This is a genomic window from Algoriphagus aurantiacus (genome assembly GCF_035156405.1).
Classification (GTDB): domain Bacteria; phylum Bacteroidota; class Bacteroidia; order Cytophagales; family Cyclobacteriaceae; genus Algoriphagus; species Algoriphagus aurantiacus.
Genome location: NZ_JAXRUT010000041.1, coordinates 11270 through 29971 on the forward strand (window position 1 = coordinate 11270; position 18702 = coordinate 29971).

Below are 18702 nucleotides of genomic sequence, written 5' to 3' on the forward strand. Positions count from 1 at the left end.
TTATACCTTCGCTTTTTAAGACTAATCTTCCGAAGTCAACTCGAAAGCCTCAAAACTATTTTGGAAAAAGATCTTTCCAGAAAGTCGTCTTAATTCGATTTCTTGTTCCTTAATATTAAAAATAGAGGTAATTAACCTGTTTTCTGCTGTCAATAAATTCACCTGTGCATCCCTGAATTCAAGATAAGATGAGATGCCCAACCTGAATCTTTCCAATGCGATTTCAGAGCTTTCTTTTGCTACAGCATAATTCTTTTGCTCTACTACAAGTAGGTTACGATTAGTGGTGTACGTATTAAATGCGCGGTGAATATCAGACCGAAGCTGGATCTCAAATTGATCCACTGCATAAGATTGAATTTTCTGCTGGACTTTTGCATTTTGGATTCTACGATTCAAGGTAAATCCATTGAAAATATTCAACTGAATATTCCCCCCATAATTGAATCCTTCACGTTGGTTTTGAAGAAGAAAACCTGCATCAGAGTTTGAGGTATTGGTGGCATAAGTTCCATTGAAATTTATGACAGGAAGTCTGGAAGCACGCAACTCTTTCATTTGAAGGTATGCCACATTCTCTTGGCGCTGGGTTATTAAATAGGTCTTATTTTCCAGAAAAGCATTTTCCTCCAAGTCCTGAAGCAGTAATGGCTCCCCAATTAGAATTGTATCTTTGACCACGAATTGCTCATCTGGTTTCAATGCCATCAGCTCATTCAGGTTAACACGGGCATTCTGGATCACTTGCTCTTGACTAAGCAACAAACTCAAATCGGAATTGTAATCCACTTCTGCTGTAAGGAAATCCCGCTTTCCTGCTCCGCCCAGAGAATATTGTGCTTCAGCAATATCCAGTCTAGACTGGCTAAGCTCAAGCGTACGCTGAAGAACTTGATATCGCTGAAGCTCCAAGACCAATCTATAGTAAGCTATAGAAATATTTGCCACAGTATTTTCTACTGCAACCTTAGCATCCAACTCTGAGATCTCAGTCAGAACTCCCAAGCGCTTCAAGACCACAAAGCTCTCTGGACGAAAACCATAGATGGCTGCTATACTTAAGTTTTTCGACCGTGATTTTGCATTGTCGATGGTTCTAGGCTCTGGATCGGTAGCAAAAACCTGCTCTACGTCTTCATTACTGTAACTTCTTGTATAAACCGCATCAAGAATAGGCATCAGATAATCACCTGTACCTATACGCTCATTCCCTTCCTGAATCTCTACTGTTTCTACAGCGATTTTTACATCCAGGTTTTTCTCCAAACCAATAGTAATTGCTCTCTCTAAATCCAGAGATTCACTACTTTGGGCATATAGGCTTGTTCCAATAATGCTCAACAAGAGCAATAGGCTAAGTTTCTTCATTAAATTCTGGCTAATCTTCCTTCTTTGGAAGTGAGATAAGTATAAATTGCTGGGATCACAAAAAGTGTCAAAATAGTAGCGAAGGCCAAGCCCCCAATTACTGCAGCACCCATCGGCACGCGACTTTCCGCACCCGCGCCCAGTCCAAGGGCAATAGGTAAAATACCTAGGATAGTGGACAAACTAGTCATCAAAATCGGTCTGAATCTGGCAACTGCAGCTCCAAAAATCGCTTCATGAACGGTCATTCCTGCAGCTTTTCTCTGATTGGCAAATTCCACGATTAGAATACCATTTTTGGTTACCAAACCTATCAGCATAATGATACCAATCTGGCTGAATATATTCAGGGTAAATCCAAAAAACCAAAGCGTAAACAAGGCGCCAAAGATTGCCAATGGAACCGTAAACATGATGGTAAGTGGATCTAGGAAACTCTCAAACTGAGCTGAGAGCACCAGATAGATTAGTATCAAAGCGAATAAGAATGCGAATATTAAACTATTCGAACTTTCTCTAAATTCTTTGGAAGGACCAGATACATCTGTGGTAAAGGATTCATCGAGAACCTCTGCTGCAATACGATCCATTTCCTCCAATCCATCCCCGATGGTATAACCTTCAGCTAGGTTGGCTGACACAGTGCCTGCTACAAAACGATTGAATCTATACAATTGTGGTGGGGTACTTTTTTCAGATACAGTCACAAGATTATCCAGCTGGACAAGCGAGCCATTTTCAGCGCGCACATAGAGCATCCGTAGATTCACAGGTTCATTTCTATCTTCCAGCCTCATTTCCCCTACGACCTGATACTGCTTGCCGTTCTTGATAAAATAGGCAAATCGCTGCCCTGAATAAGATAATTGTAGAGTCCTTGCTATTTCCTGAATAGATACTCCAATGTTTCTGGCTTTTGCCCTATCTATCTCAATCTCCAGCTCAGGTTTTGTGAATTTCAAATTAATATCGGAGAAAATAAACGCAGGGCTTTTTCCCACCTCTTCCATAAATGTAGGAATCACTTCTTTCAGCTTTTCCAGTGTAGGCGCTTGCAATACATATTGTACAGGTAGGCCACCGCGGCTATTACCAATGGATTGCGCCTGCGAAGCAAAAGCCCTTACGGAAGTATAGCCCTTTAGCTTTTCATTTATAAGGTTGAAATATTCCCCTTGGGTCTTTTCTCTATTTTCAGCATCAGTAAGGATGAACCGCACAAAACCTGAATTTGTACTAGAAGTACCAAACCCGGGCGATGTCACCGATATCAATCCTCTCACTTCCTCTTTTGGGTAGTCATTTATAAAATCTGCCACCATCCGGTCAATCACTTCATCCATGTAGCCAAACGTAGCTCCCTCTGGTCCGGTGAGGTTAATGCGGATTTCTCCCCGGTCTTCTGTAGGTGCCAGTTCATTTGGGATCTGATTGAATAGCAAGTAAATCCCTAATCCCATAATTCCAACAAGCACAAAAGAAAGCCATCGGATTTTCATAAACCAGCCTAATCCTGCTTCATATTTATCGTTGATCCAGACAAACACCGGTTCCGTAACATTATAAAATCTATTATGCTTTTCTCTTCTTTTTAATAGCTTGGAACTCAGCATTGGAGTCATAGTCAATGCTACAAAGGAGGAAATAATCACAGCTCCAGCCACCACAATTCCGAATTCCCGAAATAGTCGTCCGGTAGTTCCTGTCAAAAATATCACTGGAAGAAATACTGCTGCTAGCGCTACGGTGGTAGCAATTACAGCGAAGAAAATCTCTTCAGAACCCTTCTCAGCAGCTTTCTGGGGCTCTTCCCCTTTTTCTATTCGGGTGTAGATATTCTCCAGGACCACAATGGCATCATCGACGACAAGTCCAATCGAAAGGACTATACCCAACAGCGTAAGTACATTGATAGAGAAATCCATCAAATACATAATAAAAAACACTCCTATCAAGGAAATGGGAATGGTCAATACTGGAATAAAGGTCGTCCTCCAATCACGGAGAAAGAGGAAAATAATTGCTACCACAAGTATAAATGCAGTGATAATCGTCTGCTGAACTTCCGAGATAGAACTTCGGATGTATTCAGTAGAATCAAAACCGATCTCCAAACCAACATCGGCAGGAAGATCTTTTTTGATAAACTCCAGTCTTCTATAGAATTCATCTACAATTTCAATGCTATTGGATCCCGGAAGTGGCACCAAAACCACTCCCACCATTGGCACTCCGTCTCTCTTCAACACTGTACGCTCGTTCAGAGCAGCCAATTCAGCTTTACCTATATCCTGAAAACGAACAATATTATTCTGATCTTCTTTAATAATCAGATCATTGAATTCCTGTGGGCTACTTAATCTACTTTTGGTACGAACAGATAGCTCTATAGTCTCACCCTCGATTCTTCCAGAAGGAAGCTCCACATTTTCACTTTGTACTTTTGATAAGACATCCAGTGGGGTGACTCCATAAGAAGCCATTTTCAACGGATCCATTCTCAATCGGATCGCATATTCCTTCTCTCCCCAAATCTGCACCCGGCTTACTCCAGGAATTGTCTGAAGCCTTTCTTTAAAAATATTCTCTGCAATATCCGAGAGGTCCAAAAGGCTTCTCTCATCGCTTTTTACATTCAAAAAGACAATGGGCTGAGAATCCGCATCAGCCTTGGACACGACGGGCGGTTCGGCATCCGGAGGCAGATTACGCTGTGCTCCGGAGACTTTATCACGGACATCATTTGCGGCAGCTTCCAAATCAGCGCCCACATCAAATTCTACGGTGATGCTACTCCCACCATCGTTACTGGTTGAGGTAAGGGATTTAATTCCCTGGATTCCATTAATTGCCTCCTCTAGAGGCTCAGTAATCTGTGCCTCAATGACATCAGCATTGGCTCCTACATAAGTTGTCCTTACGTTAATGACAGGAGGGTCCACACTTGGGAATTCCCTAATCCCGAGAAGGGAAATTCCAATAGCCCCGAAGAGTATGATGACCAGAGACATCACGATGGCCAATACTGGCCTGTTGATACTTACATTTGATAAGCTCGACATGTTAGTTGATTTGAGTGAATTCAACAGGCGTTCCCGTCCTTGCTTGCAATACACCTGTGGTGAGTACCAGATCTCCCACATTCAAACCACTCATGATCTGAACATGCGTATCTGTACGAGTACCGATCTCTACTTGCCGCTCCTCGGCTTTATTATCAGCACCAACTACGAAAACCTTATAGCCTTGCAGCTCTGGAATCACAGATTCTGAAGGAACCATCAAAGCGTCCTCAGTCTCTCCCAATACAAAGCGAATTCTGACAAACATTCCCGGCAAATATTTTCTTTCCTTATTTGGGCTTTCAGCACGTAGCTTTAATGTACGCGTAGCAGCATCTATCTGAGGCTCAAAAGCATAAACCTTTCCCTGAACTTCCTCTGGAGAGGATTCATTAGAAAAGTAAATCAAAGATCCAACCGACACCTGATTGGCGTAGCGCTCTGGAATAGAAAACTCAATTTTAATGGGGTCTATATTTACAAAGTTTGCAATAATATCAGCTGTGCCGATAACGCTCCCTTCACTCACTTGTCTCAAACCCAAAATCCCATTGAAAGGGGCTCTGATTACAGTTTTAGAAAGTTGAGCTTCTACTAATTTCAAATCCGAAAGTGTGGTGTTATACTGATTCAAGACAATGTCGTATTCTTCTTGGCTGATAGCCTCTCTTTCCAAAAGTTGTTTTTGCCTATTTTCCTGACTTTCAAAAAGCTTCTGGGTGTACTCCAATCGCTGATATTGAGCCTGAAGTTCATCGTCATTTAGATATAATAGTGGTGTTCCTTTACTCACATACTGCCCTTCCTTAAATGCAATCTTAGTAACCAAACCCGTAATCTCAGATCTTAAATCCACTGATTCGTTAGGAAGAATAGTCCCTGTTACCGAAAGTTGATTTCTTAGTGTCTCCCGCTGAAGCTTCACCACTTTTACCGGTAAATCAGAAGGAGTGCCAGGTCCGGCTCCTGTAGATGCAACCCCGGTATTATTGCTCTTGCGACTGTCCATCCTTGGGTAGAAATATGCAACGGCTGCAATCAAGATAACCGCAATGATCAATATGGCTTTAGTTTGCTTTTTCATGTGTTTATAATCTGTTTTTCTAGGGCCACATGGAATCTCGCATGGTTGGGAATCATTCCTGTCTGTGTCGCTTGCGTCATGCTCGATTTCATATGTTAATAATTTGTATGTCAAAGGTCATTACCTGTCCCGAAAATCGGGATGGAATCTCGCTTGATAGATAATTATTCCAATGTGTGACACGTATATTCATGCTCGATTTCATGTAGAAAAGTAATAGGCTTAAATGGTTTGGTTTTGGAGAAATGCGAGCGAGAGCCTGTTGAATTCTTCAGGTCTTTCCACGTTCACTACATGTCCACACTTCTTCAAAATATTCAGTACTGAGTTTTTATGTGTTTTAATGATTTTCTTAACCGGCTCCAAAAACATAACATCCTGATCCCCCATCACATACAATGTAGGAATTCCTAGATCTGACTCCTTAAAGTATCGAAGCAGTGGGTTAATATCCTTAGTCAATTCAAACCAGCGAATAAACTCCTTTTGACAGAGTTTTTGAGCTTCATGGATAAACAGATTCCTCGATTCTGCATGCTGCTTTCTCGGCAAGATCACAAACGCGAACAACCTGTATAGCCACATATAAGGAATCACACGTTTAAATGTACTCCCCAAGAAAACTAAAACCCTAGACTGGACAGTAAGTCTGGTGACCGCTCCTGCCAATACAAGTGATTTCACACGCCATTGCTCCAGCTCTGCCAACTGACGAACGATAATCGTACCCAAGGAAACACCCATAAAATGAGCCGGTGGAATACTCTGATGATCCAAAACTTCGATCACATCTGAAGTGACTCCTTTAAAAGTATATTCTTCATTATAAATCGCCTGAGGTAAATCGGCAGACTTGCCATGCCCACGAAGGTCAATTAGTAGAAGATTATACTTTTCACTGAAATCCTTAAGCTGCTTATACCATACTGCAGAAGATCCTCCCGCCCCATGTATAAACACGACCCATTCCTTACTCACCGAATGAGAAAATATTTTATAATACAGCATGGTAAGTTAACCTTTGGATGTTTCTTAAGGTTGTGAGAATACAAAAATAACTTACAATAAACAGGAAAAAGTAATAAAACATACTGAAGGCAAATCTTCGCTACCAATGGAAAAAATAAAGGATGCTTTAAACAAAAAGTGGCAACCGCATGCCTGATAGCTAGCCTCTATGCTGAGTGAATTTACAACTCCCAGCCCACTGTAGTCTGAATAACATAATCGAGCATGGAAGCTCCCTCAATAGGCTGGTTATCAAAGTTTATATCTGAGTAATTGTCGTCGAATTAAAAACTTACGCAAAAAAAAAGCACCCCATCACTGGGGTGCTGTTGCTATGAAATAATTTTAAGTTTAATTAAATGAGTAGCGTATACCTATCTGTCCTCTCCATCTGGACAAGAAATCACTTACGAAATATGGATTGCCATCATTCAGGCCTGAACCAGTATATTCATACACAGGAGTTCTAGTAGAACCATTGACATCCACTCGGTCTAGATCGATGACAGAGAACGAATTATTACTGATACCATATTGTCTGCCCCACTCTTGATTAATCAAATTACCTAAGTTCAAGACATCAAAAGTGAAGGTAAGTCTATGATTGGTTTCATCTGAAGTCTTCAATTTGATTTCATGCATGAGGCGAACATCTACTTGGTTAGTCCATGGGAGTCTGTTTGAATTTCTTTCTGCATATTCTCCTCTGTGCTCACTTAGATACTCATCATTCTCTATATATGCATTATAGGCATTCCACTGTGCATTTTGCTCAGCCTGAGTGCCGATAAACTGGATTTCACTTTGAGAAGCAGGAATGTAGATCAAATCATTTCCAAAAGTTCTGTCATTGTTCAAATCTCCATTCACCACATAGGAGAAAGGAATACCTGACTGACCATTGTAGAAAGCAGATATAGTTGTTGCAGATCCTCCAGAATATTGGATTTTGTAACCCAATGAAGCAACTATTCTTGATCTTACATCGAAATCAGCAAACCCGATCTCGGCATTATTGCCACCGTTAACCTGCTCTACAAATCTCCAGTTAGAGAAAGCTTGGCTGGAAGTACCTCCATTGACATCTTTGGATCTTCCGTAGGTGTATGCCACGCTAGAAGTCAAACCCGATTCGAAAGATTTCTGAAGTTGTGCTGTCAAGTTATAAGCAAATCCTTTGTTAGTATTAGTCAATAAAATGACATCATTATAATCTGAATTGGCATAATTTCTATCAAAATAAACTCTATCATCAGCTCCTGATAAAGTGCCGTCTTCTAGTTTATTTAAGTTCTTGAAATCGATATTCTTTAGGTTTTTGGTATAGATCGCTTCAAAAGTACCAATAATGCCACCTGGAAATACTTGGTCAATTGCAGCATTAGCTCTAAATACCTGAGGGAATTTAAAATCTTTATCAGTCACATTAATCTCAGAAACACCTAAAGACTTTCCTACATCAGCAGCATCTGCTTGGTTGAACGGATCAGGCTGAAACATAAAATCTTCTGGATAATCTCCTGTGGAAGTTTCTGAGCTTCTAAACAAAGCCACTCTACCAAATTCATTACCAGTATTGGTGTATTGATTAGAAATCCAAACAAATGGAACTCGACCTGTAAATAGGCCCAAACCGCCTCTTACCTGAGTATTTCCATCTTCTTTTACATCCCAATTGAACCCAACTCTAGGAGAAACCATTAACTGAGCTCCCGGTACTTGATCAGTAGCCACGTCGTATTCAGCAAAGTCATTATTGAAATCAGCGTTGACAGACGGCTTATCAGAGAAAGTTGGTATATCTAATCTTAAACCAGCCGTTATTTTCACGTTTGATTTCCACTGGTATTCATCCTGTACATAAAAGCCTAACTGGAAGGCATTGAACTCAGCTCCCTGCTGAGGATTGTCCGTTCTAGAATAAGAGTAATCATAACTTCTTGGCAATACTTCCTCAGCTGTTCCTACTGATTCCCAATCTTCTAATGAATAGTAGGAATATGCACCGTAATTCTGTCTTATAAATAAGTTATACGTAGAGTAGAATTCATTGTGAGTTCCAAAAGTCAAGGTATGCTTACCCTTATAAACTGTAAAGTTATCAGTTATAGTTAATACATCTTGATCAAGCTGATTAGCTACTGAAAATGCTTCCGATCCCATGTTAATAGAACGTCCACCTGACAATCTGATATTAACAGCAGGGAATGGAGATCCCAATGGATTTCTGTCATCTCTTACGCTGGTATATCCGATACGCAATTCATTCGACATGTTATTGCTTAATCTACTGGTCCATTCAAAAACTGATGTATTGGTGGTGGAAGGGAAGAAAACACCACTGTTGAAAAAGTTTACAGAATTAGGGCTTCTAGAAACACTAATCTGCTCTCCATATACATAGGAGTGTCTCAACGTGATCTTATTTTTATCATTTACATTCCAGTCTAATCTGGCAAAGATTTTCTCTGAGCTTTGGCTTTCACTAAATGCACCATAGGAACCTGGATTATAACCAAGTCTTGAAGCAACGGACTCGGCTCTGCTGAGTTCATCCACTGTTACATTTGATCCTCCAGAAACGCTGGTAGGGTCAAAAAGAACCGGAGAAGAGTTTCTTGTGACTTCCCCATTTACGAAAAAGAACAATTTGTTCTTAATGATAGGACCGCCCAATCTGAAACCTGCCTGATAATCTGTGTAATCATCCAATTTAGTTCTTGCCTCATTCGGACTTTTTCCAACTAGGTTTTGATTATTCCCAAAATAAAAAACAGATCCATCAAAGGTGTTTGTTCCTGATCTAGTCACAGCATTAATTCCACCACCGGTGAATCCACCTAGCTTTACATCATAAGGAGCAATTACAACTTGTACTTCGTCGATTGCATCCAAAGAGATTGGATTAACTCCCGTTTGACCCCCGTTAGTACCATTTCCTGCAAGACCGAAAACATCGTTGTTCACTGTCCCGTCAATGGCAAATTGATTGTACCTATTATTTTGCCCACCAAAGGAAACACCACTACCGGCAGTAGAAGCCTGAGGAGTAAGTCTCACAAAATCATTAACACTTCTAGAGATGGAAGGAAGATCAGATAGTTGTTCTGTACCAATGTTAGTTGCAGCACCGGTTCTATCTGAGTTCATTATACTTCCGTTGCTAGCGATTACTTCTACAGTTTCTAGTTCTACCCCATCTGATAGCACAGCATTTAAGGTGTAAGTCTGACCCAGTCCTAAAACAATACCTTGGTAAGATCTATTTTCATATCCTACAAACGAAATCTCTACAGTATATGGACCTCCAACTCTTAAGTTAGGAAGCACAAACTGTCCATTTAAATTACTAACTGATCCATAACGCGTTCCCGATGGAACGTGGGTGGCGACAATGTTTGCCCCGGGCAAGGTTTCTCCACTTGCTTCAGCCACTTTACCCTGCATGCTTGCAGAAGTCACACCTTGGGCTAAGCTAAATCCTGTACCCAGAACTAGCAGAAACAAGACACCAAGACTTTTAAGTAAATTTTGCCTCATAATTTGTACGTTTTGATATAAGTTGGTTTGATAATATTATCCGCAAAGGTAAATTCACCCCGACTGAAGTTCGGGTATATATTGTTAAGTTTTGCGATTCAAATTTCACAAATTTTAACTATTTCTTAACATCGAAACTTGAATAAAATTCTGTTTGGATGCAAAAAATATTATTTCTCAATCCATTTACATCGAAAACTGATTGTATTTTAGAATAAAATTTTAGAAATACTTTAAAACCCTACGATTGGAAATCCACCTGGTTTACGACATTTAATTTTGAGTTCCAATAGTTTACAAACGAATATTTTATACCTAGAAATAATACCAAAATTATCATCTCGTTGAAAAAGAAAAACATCCTCTGGCTTTACCTGTTTTTATTCGCAACCCTGGTGGATATGGCCTTTATAATTGAACAAAACTTGGAGCTTAGAATTATATCTAAACCTCTCATAATAGCGGGTTTAATTGGCTACTTCTATCAAATTACTAGACCCATTTCCTCGACTTTACTAGCCAAATCAGTTTTAGGAGCTTTGATTTTCTCTTTAATTGGAGATATTTTACTTTTATGGGATCACCTTCTTATCTATGGAATCGGGGCTTTTCTACTTGCCCATGTGTGCTACATTATCGCTTTTAAGGTCGCGCAAAAAGCTCTTGAATCTATCCTGAATGTAAATTTCATAAAAACATTCTTTATCAACCTCCCAATCTATTTCTTGGCAGCTTTTACATTCTATATGATCAACCCTAATCTTGGAGCCTTAAAAATCCCGGTGATTGTGTACATCATCGTGATAGTAAGTATGATCACTATGGCACGAGAACGATATGGCAGATGTAATTCAGCTTCGTTTTGGCAAGTCTTCATTGGGGCTAGTCTTTTCTTTATTTCTGACGGACTGATAGCCCTAGACAAATTCTATCAACCCATACCTGATGCCGGTGTGATGATCATGGGAACCTACGCAATCGCTCAATTGATGATAGTGATGGGGATTAGATCACACATTATTCAACCTCTTAGTCGCTAAAGGATACTAATTACAGCTGTAAACTACCTTGACCAAGACTTTATTCATTATACCATGTACTTAATAATGAAGTTGTAAGCATTTTAAAAGGAACTGTTTGATCAAAAAATTTATATTTAATATTGAGCCTGATAAAAAAGTAGAACCCAATTTGGTTGAATTTAATAGCAGAATAGATCAGGATATTGGAATATCTTTTTTCTGGCAGTAGGACTACAATTTGATATTTAAAAGTCTGAGACTTGCGTTAGAGGGTAAATAAGACAATTCTGCATATCGTTTGTGAGACACAAACCAAGGCGAGGGCAATCTAGGACGTGTGTGATGACACAAACAGCGGCGAAAAGGGAATGTCATACATAGCCCCAAAGGTCATCATAGCCCATCGCTAGTTGATCAACACAAAAATCTAACCCTGAAAGGGATAAATCCACACTAGTACCTTGCGCTCGGAATTACAAATCCCAATCTGCCTATGGATAGCAACTCCCCTTCAGCAAATATCCTTGTGAATCGTCCCAAATAAGTTTTCAGATAAATAATTATTAATCTCTAAATACTGCTATAGATGTGAAGTACTTTAAAATCCCTTATCTATTTAGCGCTATTATCAAGTTAAGGTTATTTTCTCTGATACTTTTGAGGCAAAAGTATCCAAAAGCCTTTGTCGTGGCAAAGCTTCCACCGCACAAAACCAGCCGCCTGGCCCGCTGCCACGACTACCCAGCGCGCCCTACACACTAACTACCTGCTAACTGAATAATTCTCCCATTTTTGACATAGTGTAATTTCCAACTTCTCGCTGCCTAAATACCGGCGGATCTCGGTTTCCCTACGTGGAGAAGGATATCATTAAATCCTGCGCTCTCCTGTGAAAACCTCGGTTGGTGAGCTTGCCGAACTACTGTGTCCACTGTGGTTAAAAACCACAAAAAACCGGAGAGAATACCCCCCCGGCTTTAACTTATTAATCTGTTTCTCTTAATTCATCAACACTTTCTCAAAGGCTCCGTCATCGACGGTCAATTGGGAAATTGTCACCAAGACAGTTCCTGCTGTCACGGCATAGCCTGCATAGGCTAGCAGTATGGCCGGTACCGTCCCTGGTGCAGTCAGCACAGCGGTGCCGATAGCGGCGATGATCAATCCTGCCTTTTTCAGCTTCTGGAAGAAAGGCGGTGTGGGCGCAAGGGCCCGGTCTTTTACTTCTGTTAGTATGTTCATTTTTCGGAAATGGTTAAAGTGTTAAAAAGTTAAGGGTTAAATGGTTAACACGGTAGACAGTACCGCGTCACTGCGAGGCGAGGGACGAGCCGCGGCAGTCTCAACGATCGAAGTACCTGATACAAGAGATTGCTTTCCCGATTCATCGGGACAGGCTAGCGGCCTTTGGCCTTCTCGCATCCGATAGCTATCGGATGACGTCTGCTATTAACCGGGCGGACTGCGGGTACGCTGCATTACTGTCTTAATCAGTGCCTGCTCGGCTTCCAGACGGATAAAGAGCTCTTTCAGCTTGGCCAACTCGGTGCTCAGCTGACGGGTATCCTCGATCAGTAGCTTCAGGAAGTAGGCGATCACCGAAAGCAGCATCACCGTCACCGCTCCCGCAGCACTCAGAAGTAGCTCTGCTCCAGACATGATTCCAAGAGATAAGGAACTCCTTCCGACACCACCTGCAGCTCTACTATTTCCCCACGATCCCATTCCCGCTCCAGCCTTTCCATCAGCTTGAGGTGCGCAAGTTTGGTGAACAATGGAGTGCCATCGGCCCGGTAGCTGGTAACGGGGTAAACTGTATTGGATGCCAGGCTAGACCCTATGGGAAGTCTGGCCACTTTTCCTTTATCAGCTATCCCGATCTCCCAGCCTTTTTCCTCTGAGTGGATGGCTTCCAGTTCGTACACGCCTTCCTCCACACAGGTGGAGTCCGTACCAAAGCAGGCCCTGGGAGGCTCCCGGGTAAAGCAAAGCTGCTTTTGACCCAGAAATAACCTCCCAAGGGTTACTGTTGCTTTGTACTTGCGGTGAAGTACCAGTCTCATCTTATACCTGTTCCAGGCCGACGATCTTGGCAGCATTGTGCGCTCCATTATTGATGGAGTACTCACTGCCGTTCACCATCTGGATGAATTCCACACTCAGCACAAAGGCTCTATGTGTACCCGGCAGCAAGGCCTTGTCTACCGAAAGACTAATCGCCGCAGCCGGATCAATCACCGGAAGCAAACCCGATACGCCAGTCTGTACAGCTCTTCCTCCAGTCGCGAAATCCAGTCCCACTCCGGTGGCTGTAATTCTCAGATGCGTAGCACCTTTGGGCAAGGCCACAAAGTCTTGCGGTACAAAGGCCGGGATGGCTACATCCCAAGAGGTTGGGGAATCTGTATACCCGATCTCCAGAAATAGTGTGCTGCCCAGTGAACTTGCAGCATTCAGTTCCAGGTCCTTCAGCAGATTCCAGTCTCCAGCTCTTACCATTCGCTCACCACGGTTGTTCACCAGATCCGACTGAAGTATCTTCATCATCACCTGGGTAATTCTCAGGTTCAGTCTTCTGTCTCCGATCTTGGCGATTACCGGGCGCAACGCATCCCGGAAGAGCTTGGCCGAACTGGCATTGTCGGCGAATTCCTTCAGGTTCTCCCGGGTCCGTGCAAAGCGGGCATCGTTCATAATGCGGCTCTTGCTCACGCCCCCTTTTTCACGGGCCAGATACCCNACTGGCATTGTCGGCGAATTCCTTCAGGTTCTCCCGGGTCCGTGCAAAGCGGGCATCGTTCATAATGCGGCTCTTGCTCACGCCCCCTTTTTCACGGGCCAGATACCCGTCCTTGGTCTTGTAGAAAGAGAGTCTTCCTACCTTACCGTTCAGTGTAATTACTCCTGCTTGTTTTGCCATATGTATATGGGGTTTAGGTTAAACATGCAGGAAAATTCAATTATATCATACTGACTATCAATTGAATGTGCGGTCTGTTCGGAAGCTTCGGAATAGAAGTGTTTATACCTGTTGTGCCAGTAATTAGAGTATGGCCTGTTAGCTTATTACTTACTGTAAAATCGTTCCACTTCAGTCAACTGAAAAGTGCCTATAGAAATGCCGTAGGCATGGCAGATAAGGTGTAAAATAAGATTAAAGGCCATTGCCTTCCTGCTACAGATCATGTGGGAAACAGGGGCTAATGCAGAAGGATGGAAAAGAGGTGTTCTACATAGTCATTGACGTGAATCTCCCTATTGGCCTGTATCGATAATGTTGAGGCTATTTTTTCTCGTTCTTTTGCCTTAACGCAAAAGAACCCTGCCTACCGGACAGGCAGGCAAAAAGTCAAGACGCCAGCAATGCTTCAACACGCAGACCAGCCGCCTTGCTCGCTGCTGCGTCACCCCAGCGCGCCCTCAGATTAAACTTAGATGCTGAATCTGAACTGTCTTGTGGAGGTGGTTGAGATGGAACGCCGAGTAATCAACATGCCTGTTGAAACGCAGCAATGCCGTAGGTATGGCAGATTTTATAACTTGGCCGTGGCGAAGCACCGGGTTTCAACCCGGTGTAAAAAAGATAAAAGGCCGTTTCCCTCCCGCCTACAAATCATATGGGAAACAGGAGTTAATGCAGGATGATGGAAAACAGATCAGCATAGGTCAATTGCCTAAAATTTCCTTATTCTTTTTGTCAAAGGGATCGAAGCATGTCCCGAACTTGATTCGGCAGGGGATTTTGAGCACACAATGTGGATGTACGGTAGCTTCAATTTCGGCTGTAGTTGGAAGAACATTGTGAAGACTGCAATATGCGGGGTCCAAGCCTGCCTAAAGGCAGCAGGCAGGTCAGGAGACTTGGACCAAGTAGTCGATTTGTGATCAACACTGAAAAACCCAAAGGGTTGCCACTTTTCATAACCCTCGGCAAAGCCGGGGGTGAGTCAAAACCTTAGCATTGAAGCCCCGAATGGGGCGAAACTATTATTAAAGCCTTCGTCCGAGTTTATGCTTCAAATCGGTTAAAAAACCAGCAAAATCTAATGTTTGTAGACCGATTTGATTTTTGAGATTTGTCTGCGCCTAAAAATCGCTGGATCTCGCTCGCCCACTCGCGAGCTAGCCGATTTTCTTCACGGCTACGACTGCATCTCAAAAACCACATATTCCCGATACACTTCGTTATCGGGACAGGGTCTCAAGGGCATCCTCTTCACACTAAGCTTAGGTGCTGAATCTGAACTGTCTTGTTTAGGGAGTAGAATCGAAAGATCAGGTAGAAACATGCATCTGTTCGTATCATCATTAACAGTGCCTATTGAAACGCAGTAATACCGTAGGTATGGCAGATTTTATCACTTGTCTGCCGTAGAGGAGCACTGGGTTTCAACCCGGTGAAATGTCGAAATCAACACTGGTCCCTAACAGACGGAATTATAAATTCCTGTGATATGAGATCAGGATTGCTACCGATCAGCCTGAGTTATCAAAGCCGTGCGTGGCGACACGAACGGTAGCGAAAACCCCGATCAGCGTAGATATAGTTAAAAATCCTCGAGGTTTTGGAAACCTCAAAGGTTGACCCATACTGCGATATACTATCCTCCACCGCCTGCTATTTTTCCTAAACACACAGAATCAGAAAACAAACTATTTCCAGCACGTTCGGAGTAGAAAGAGAAATAAACATATACACCCGGCGCCTCCGCACCGGAATCAAATGAAAGCCAGGGCAATTGTACCTCCAGATATCCATCTTTTCTATAACCTAATCCCTGATTACTGAAAACCCGCTGGTGTACTGTGTCATATACCACCACAAATGTCTTATCGGCATCCCTGGCGGAACCATCCCAACTATTGGGTGTCCATTCGATTGTGAATTTCCCTGAACCCAAATCCGTATGAAATGCATCCTGTACCCCTGTCAGATCTCCGGAGGATACCAGTGCTTTTTCGGGCTGCAATACCGGAGCACCGTCTAGCGGATAGATGGCGTTTTTGAGCATGAGGCTTTTTGCGCGGTCGATTCCCCGCTTTGCTCCTTTACGATAGGCAACAAAGCCTATAGCCAGTTCTTTTTTCATGGGGGACAAAAATTCCTGTACAAGTGCAAATGCTTCCTGATGATAAGTTTGAAGCGGGGTGGTGGTACCTGTTCTCTGTCCGGGTTTAGTCCTAATCAGGGTCTGTCCGTTTACCTGATAAAAAATGAGGTTGCCGACTTTTCCGGAAAACCCATTGAGTATATCATCTGTTACCTTTCCCATAGCTTAGTATGATTAGTAATTACTTAAAATTCTTCTTCCGCAAGTATTCTTTCTCACTGGTCTCTGATCCCTACCATTTAGATATAATCACCGTAGCATCTACGGACCATGTCCGATGAACTATCGGAGATGCATCGGAGGAGCATCGTAGAAGCATCGTAGATACATCGGTTTTGATGCTGCTTTGCTGATCTATCATAGGATGGAATTTCGCTTTAGTCTGTAGCTTTTCCCTGAGGGATTTTCTTTAAATCATGTACTTTCGTATGATCTCTTCGGGGATACCTGAAAAGAGTGAGAAATCCGATACCGTCACAAACTGATGGCGTTCTTTGTTGGCAAACACACGGACCTTGTGCAAAAGCACCTGGGCGTATCGCTCACTTCTTCCCGTCAAGCAAACCACATCTTTGGGATAAATAACAGCACGTTTGTTGAACATGATATACCTCCTTTTATTAATGACTTCTAGAACTTCCGTTGATATATGCCTGATATCGGGAAGTCTCTGCCGTCCACGCTCCGCAGCCACCAGCCAGTAGTAGGAAGCCCCGAATCCAGTCATCACATTCATCAGACTTCTTACAGACTTGATCCGCCAGTAGCAAAATCCATTTTCTCAGCTGGTTGACCTCCTTCTGTACCCAGGGTATAGCCGTGTCACCCATTGATTCCATTAAGAGAAGCACCTCGTTGTGGGAATCTCCGATGGCTAGTTCTTTTAGATAAGATGCCAGATCATTGGATAGGCAGATATACCTTGCCATAGATAATTCCAGTAACTCTGATATACAGCCCCGCATATCATTTTCCTTCCTGACTAGTAGCATAGCCATATATACCCCTGAGGCTATTGGCCTGTAGAATCTGTACTCTTTCAGTACCGGCGGGATGCCGTCTATTTTGGTTTGAGTTTCCCATTGCAGGGCTTCCAGATAATCTAGCCAAGCGTTGTTCCATTCCTTTTCTGCGATAGGAGACTCATATTCTTGACGGATAGCCTTATGTAGCAGCAACAGTATGCTTCCCAGGCATGCCAATCGCTCATTAGCATGGCTGGAGTTTCCTGTTTTCAGACCTTCCAGGAATTCTATCATGGCTATATCGATCGCTATATCCAGTAGATCATCCAATAAAAACAAGCCAAGGAAAAATTTCATAATCAGCTCCAGTCGCTCCGGCAACTCTTCAGGAAAAAGATATCCTGCAAACCAATTGATCTTTTGTAACCTGCAACGCTCCAGTTCGGCGGGATCTTCAAATAACCCTGCTTTCCAGGCCCAATTGAGTATCTGCACGTCCAGCGTCTTACAATGTCTATTAATGGCTATAGGAAATTCAAAAACGGCCCTCATGATCGTTCATTATGGAGAATTTCAGCCTTTCTACTGTGCTGATGCTACAATTAAAAAAATCCGCCAGATCCCTATTTTTCAGGTACTGCCCTATTCCGGGAAACTTATTGAGCAAGAGTAAAAAGCCCTCTTTGAATTTTCTGTCTTTTATCGTCTGCTGTTCCAGGTTGCGCTTGTTGATCCTATGGGCTACTTCCAGGGCCAGATAGTAAAAATCAGGCTTACGGTTAAGTAATTCATTTTCAGCATCCAGAGTAAATTCCAGAAAAACCGTATCTGATAAGGCTTTCAACACCGTTTTGGACGGAGTTTTGGTTCGGAATGACTGCTCATCAAAAGCTACGTCTGATGGGCCGAAAATCCTAAAGAGCTTCAGCCCATCCTGCATTTCCTGAAAAAGCCCAACATAGCCTTCACAGATATAGCGGCTTTTTTCATCTGGCATATCCACCTTTTTGAGTATCCCGTTTCTCGATACTGTGCGTAAAGTGAGTTTCTGATAAACAGCCTCGTAAGACTCTTCTGGAAACTTTTTGATTGTGTTGTAATCAGCAATTAATTGCTCCATATATTCTCGCTTTTCCATATATATGATAGTAAAAGTGTACTAATCTTAATCTGTAGTGTAAAAACAATTGCGGAGAATCCAGTTAAAAAATCAACTAATTCTTACATGTTAATTTATTGTTAAGAACTATTCCCTCCAAATAAAAAATGGATTATTACGAATTTTTTAAGTAAAAAACCCTCATTTGAGGGTTTTTCCTCCCAAAAACACTAAATACCTTTATTTGAGGTAGCACGCTGATACTCAGTTTTCTAAATTTCTTCCAGCGATTAGGGGCACCTCACCCCAACTCCCGATATCGCTTTGCTTATCGGGACAGGCTACCTCACCCCGCCCCTCTCCTTGAGGAGAGGGAGTTTGGCAGTGCTAATTATGATGATATGATTATAGAACGAATCCTATAAAAGATAAAAATGAAAACC

The 18702-nt window shown here is 42.4% G+C and carries 13 protein-coding genes; 1 reads left to right on the plus strand and 12 read right to left on the minus strand.

The genetic code is table 11. The annotated features are described in order from the left end of the window. Positions 1–21: 21 nt before the first annotated feature. The 5 genes from SYJ56_RS24350 to SYJ56_RS24370 all read right to left on the minus strand — a co-directional run bounded on the left by SYJ56_RS24350 (position 22) and on the right by SYJ56_RS24370 (position 10062). Positions 22–1368 carry a TolC family protein gene (locus tag SYJ56_RS24350; RefSeq protein ID WP_323838772.1) on the minus strand — a complete coding sequence of 449 codons (1347 nt, stop codon included), beginning with the start codon at positions 1366–1368 and terminating at the stop codon, positions 22–24. Continuing rightward, entirely contained in the window at positions 1368–4430 is a 3063-nt protein-coding gene (locus tag SYJ56_RS24355) for an efflux RND transporter permease subunit (protein ID WP_323838773.1), read from the minus strand. Before SYJ56_RS24355 ends, SYJ56_RS24350 begins: the two co-directional genes overlap by 1 nt. A gap of 1 nt (position 4431) precedes the next feature. Beyond that, entirely contained in the window at positions 4432–5514 is a 1083-nt protein-coding gene (locus SYJ56_RS24360) for an efflux RND transporter periplasmic adaptor subunit (RefSeq protein WP_323838774.1), read from the minus strand. A gap of 222 nt (positions 5515–5736) precedes the next feature. Further along, positions 5737–6522 carry an alpha/beta fold hydrolase gene (locus SYJ56_RS24365; protein WP_323838775.1) on the minus strand — a complete coding sequence of 262 codons (786 nt, stop codon included), beginning with the start codon at positions 6520–6522 and terminating at the stop codon, positions 5737–5739. A 351-nt stretch (positions 6523–6873) separates the two neighbouring features. Beyond that, positions 6874–10062, minus strand: a complete 3189-nt coding sequence (locus SYJ56_RS24370) for a TonB-dependent receptor (protein ID WP_323838776.1) — start codon at positions 10060–10062, stop codon at positions 6874–6876. 344 nt (positions 10063–10406) lie between these two features. Here SYJ56_RS24370 and SYJ56_RS24375 point away from each other — a divergent pair, with 344 nt between their 5' ends. Further along, positions 10407–11102 (plus strand): lysoplasmalogenase, encoded by a 696-nt coding sequence (locus SYJ56_RS24375; RefSeq protein WP_323838777.1) that lies wholly within the window; start codon positions 10407–10409, stop codon positions 11100–11102. A 981-nt stretch (positions 11103–12083) separates the two neighbouring features. Here the strand turns inward: SYJ56_RS24375 and SYJ56_RS24380 are convergent. The 7 genes from SYJ56_RS24380 to SYJ56_RS24410 form a co-directional block, all read right to left on the minus strand. Continuing rightward, positions 12084–12326 (minus strand): hypothetical protein, encoded by a 243-nt coding sequence (locus tag SYJ56_RS24380; protein ID WP_323838778.1) that lies wholly within the window; start codon positions 12324–12326, stop codon positions 12084–12086. 207 nt (positions 12327–12533) lie between these two features. Continuing rightward, positions 12534–12743, minus strand: coding sequence for a hypothetical protein (locus tag SYJ56_RS24385; RefSeq protein WP_323838779.1), 210 nt, complete (start codon positions 12741–12743; stop codon positions 12534–12536). Beyond that, positions 12719–13147 carry a DUF5675 family protein gene (locus SYJ56_RS24390; RefSeq protein ID WP_323838780.1) on the minus strand — a complete coding sequence of 143 codons (429 nt, stop codon included), beginning with the start codon at positions 13145–13147 and terminating at the stop codon, positions 12719–12721. Before SYJ56_RS24390 ends, SYJ56_RS24385 begins: the two co-directional genes overlap by 25 nt. A gap of 1 nt (position 13148) precedes the next feature. Beyond that, complete coding sequence (locus tag SYJ56_RS24395; RefSeq protein ID WP_323838781.1) at positions 13149–13628, minus strand: hypothetical protein; 480 nt, start codon at positions 13626–13628, stop codon at positions 13149–13151. 2057 nt (positions 13629–15685) lie between these two features. Continuing rightward, positions 15686–16357: a DUF6266 family protein gene (locus SYJ56_RS24400; protein WP_323838782.1), complete on the minus strand. Its 672-nt coding sequence runs from the start codon at positions 16355–16357 to the stop codon at positions 15686–15688. A 458-nt stretch (positions 16358–16815) separates the two neighbouring features. Next, positions 16816–17712 (minus strand): terpene synthase family protein, encoded by an 897-nt coding sequence (locus SYJ56_RS24405; RefSeq protein WP_323838783.1) that lies wholly within the window; start codon positions 17710–17712, stop codon positions 16816–16818. Further along, positions 17696–18298: a Crp/Fnr family transcriptional regulator gene (locus SYJ56_RS24410; protein WP_323838784.1), complete on the minus strand. Its 603-nt coding sequence runs from the start codon at positions 18296–18298 to the stop codon at positions 17696–17698. The genes SYJ56_RS24405 and SYJ56_RS24410 overlap by 17 nt, the downstream gene beginning before the upstream one ends. Positions 18299–18702 lie beyond the last annotated feature (404 nt).

Bases quoted from the DNA above. Each gene is read 5' to 3' on its own strand.
- SYJ56_RS24350 (WP_323838772.1), bottom strand. From the start codon at position 1,368: ATGAAGAAACTTAGCCTATTGCTCTTGTTGAGCATTATTGGAACAAGC.
- SYJ56_RS24355 (WP_323838773.1), bottom strand. From the start codon at position 4,430: ATGTCGAGCTTATCAAATGTAAGTATCAACAGGCCAGTATTGGCCATC.
- SYJ56_RS24360 (WP_323838774.1), bottom strand. From the start codon at position 5,514: ATGAAAAAGCAAACTAAAGCCATATTGATCATTGCGGTTATCTTGATT.
- SYJ56_RS24365 (WP_323838775.1), bottom strand. From the start codon at position 6,522: ATGCTGTATTATAAAATATTTTCTCATTCGGTGAGTAAGGAATGGGTC.
- SYJ56_RS24370 (WP_323838776.1), bottom strand. From the start codon at position 10,062: ATGAGGCAAAATTTACTTAAAAGTCTTGGTGTCTTGTTTCTGCTAGTT.
- SYJ56_RS24380 (WP_323838778.1), bottom strand. From the start codon at position 12,326: ATGAACATACTAACAGAAGTAAAAGACCGGGCCCTTGCGCCCACACCG.
- SYJ56_RS24385 (WP_323838779.1), bottom strand. From the start codon at position 12,743: ATGTCTGGAGCAGAGCTACTTCTGAGTGCTGCGGGAGCGGTGACGGTG.
- SYJ56_RS24390 (WP_323838780.1), bottom strand. From the start codon at position 13,147: ATGAGACTGGTACTTCACCGCAAGTACAAAGCAACAGTAACCCTTGGG.
- SYJ56_RS24395 (WP_323838781.1), bottom strand. From the start codon at position 13,628: ATGAAGATACTTCAGTCGGATCTGGTGAACAACCGTGGTGAGCGAATG.
- SYJ56_RS24400 (WP_323838782.1), bottom strand. From the start codon at position 16,357: ATGGGAAAGGTAACAGATGATATACTCAATGGGTTTTCCGGAAAAGTC.
- SYJ56_RS24405 (WP_323838783.1), bottom strand. From the start codon at position 17,712: ATGAGGGCCGTTTTTGAATTTCCTATAGCCATTAATAGACATTGTAAG.
- SYJ56_RS24410 (WP_323838784.1), bottom strand. From the start codon at position 18,298: ATGGAAAAGCGAGAATATATGGAGCAATTAATTGCTGATTACAACACA.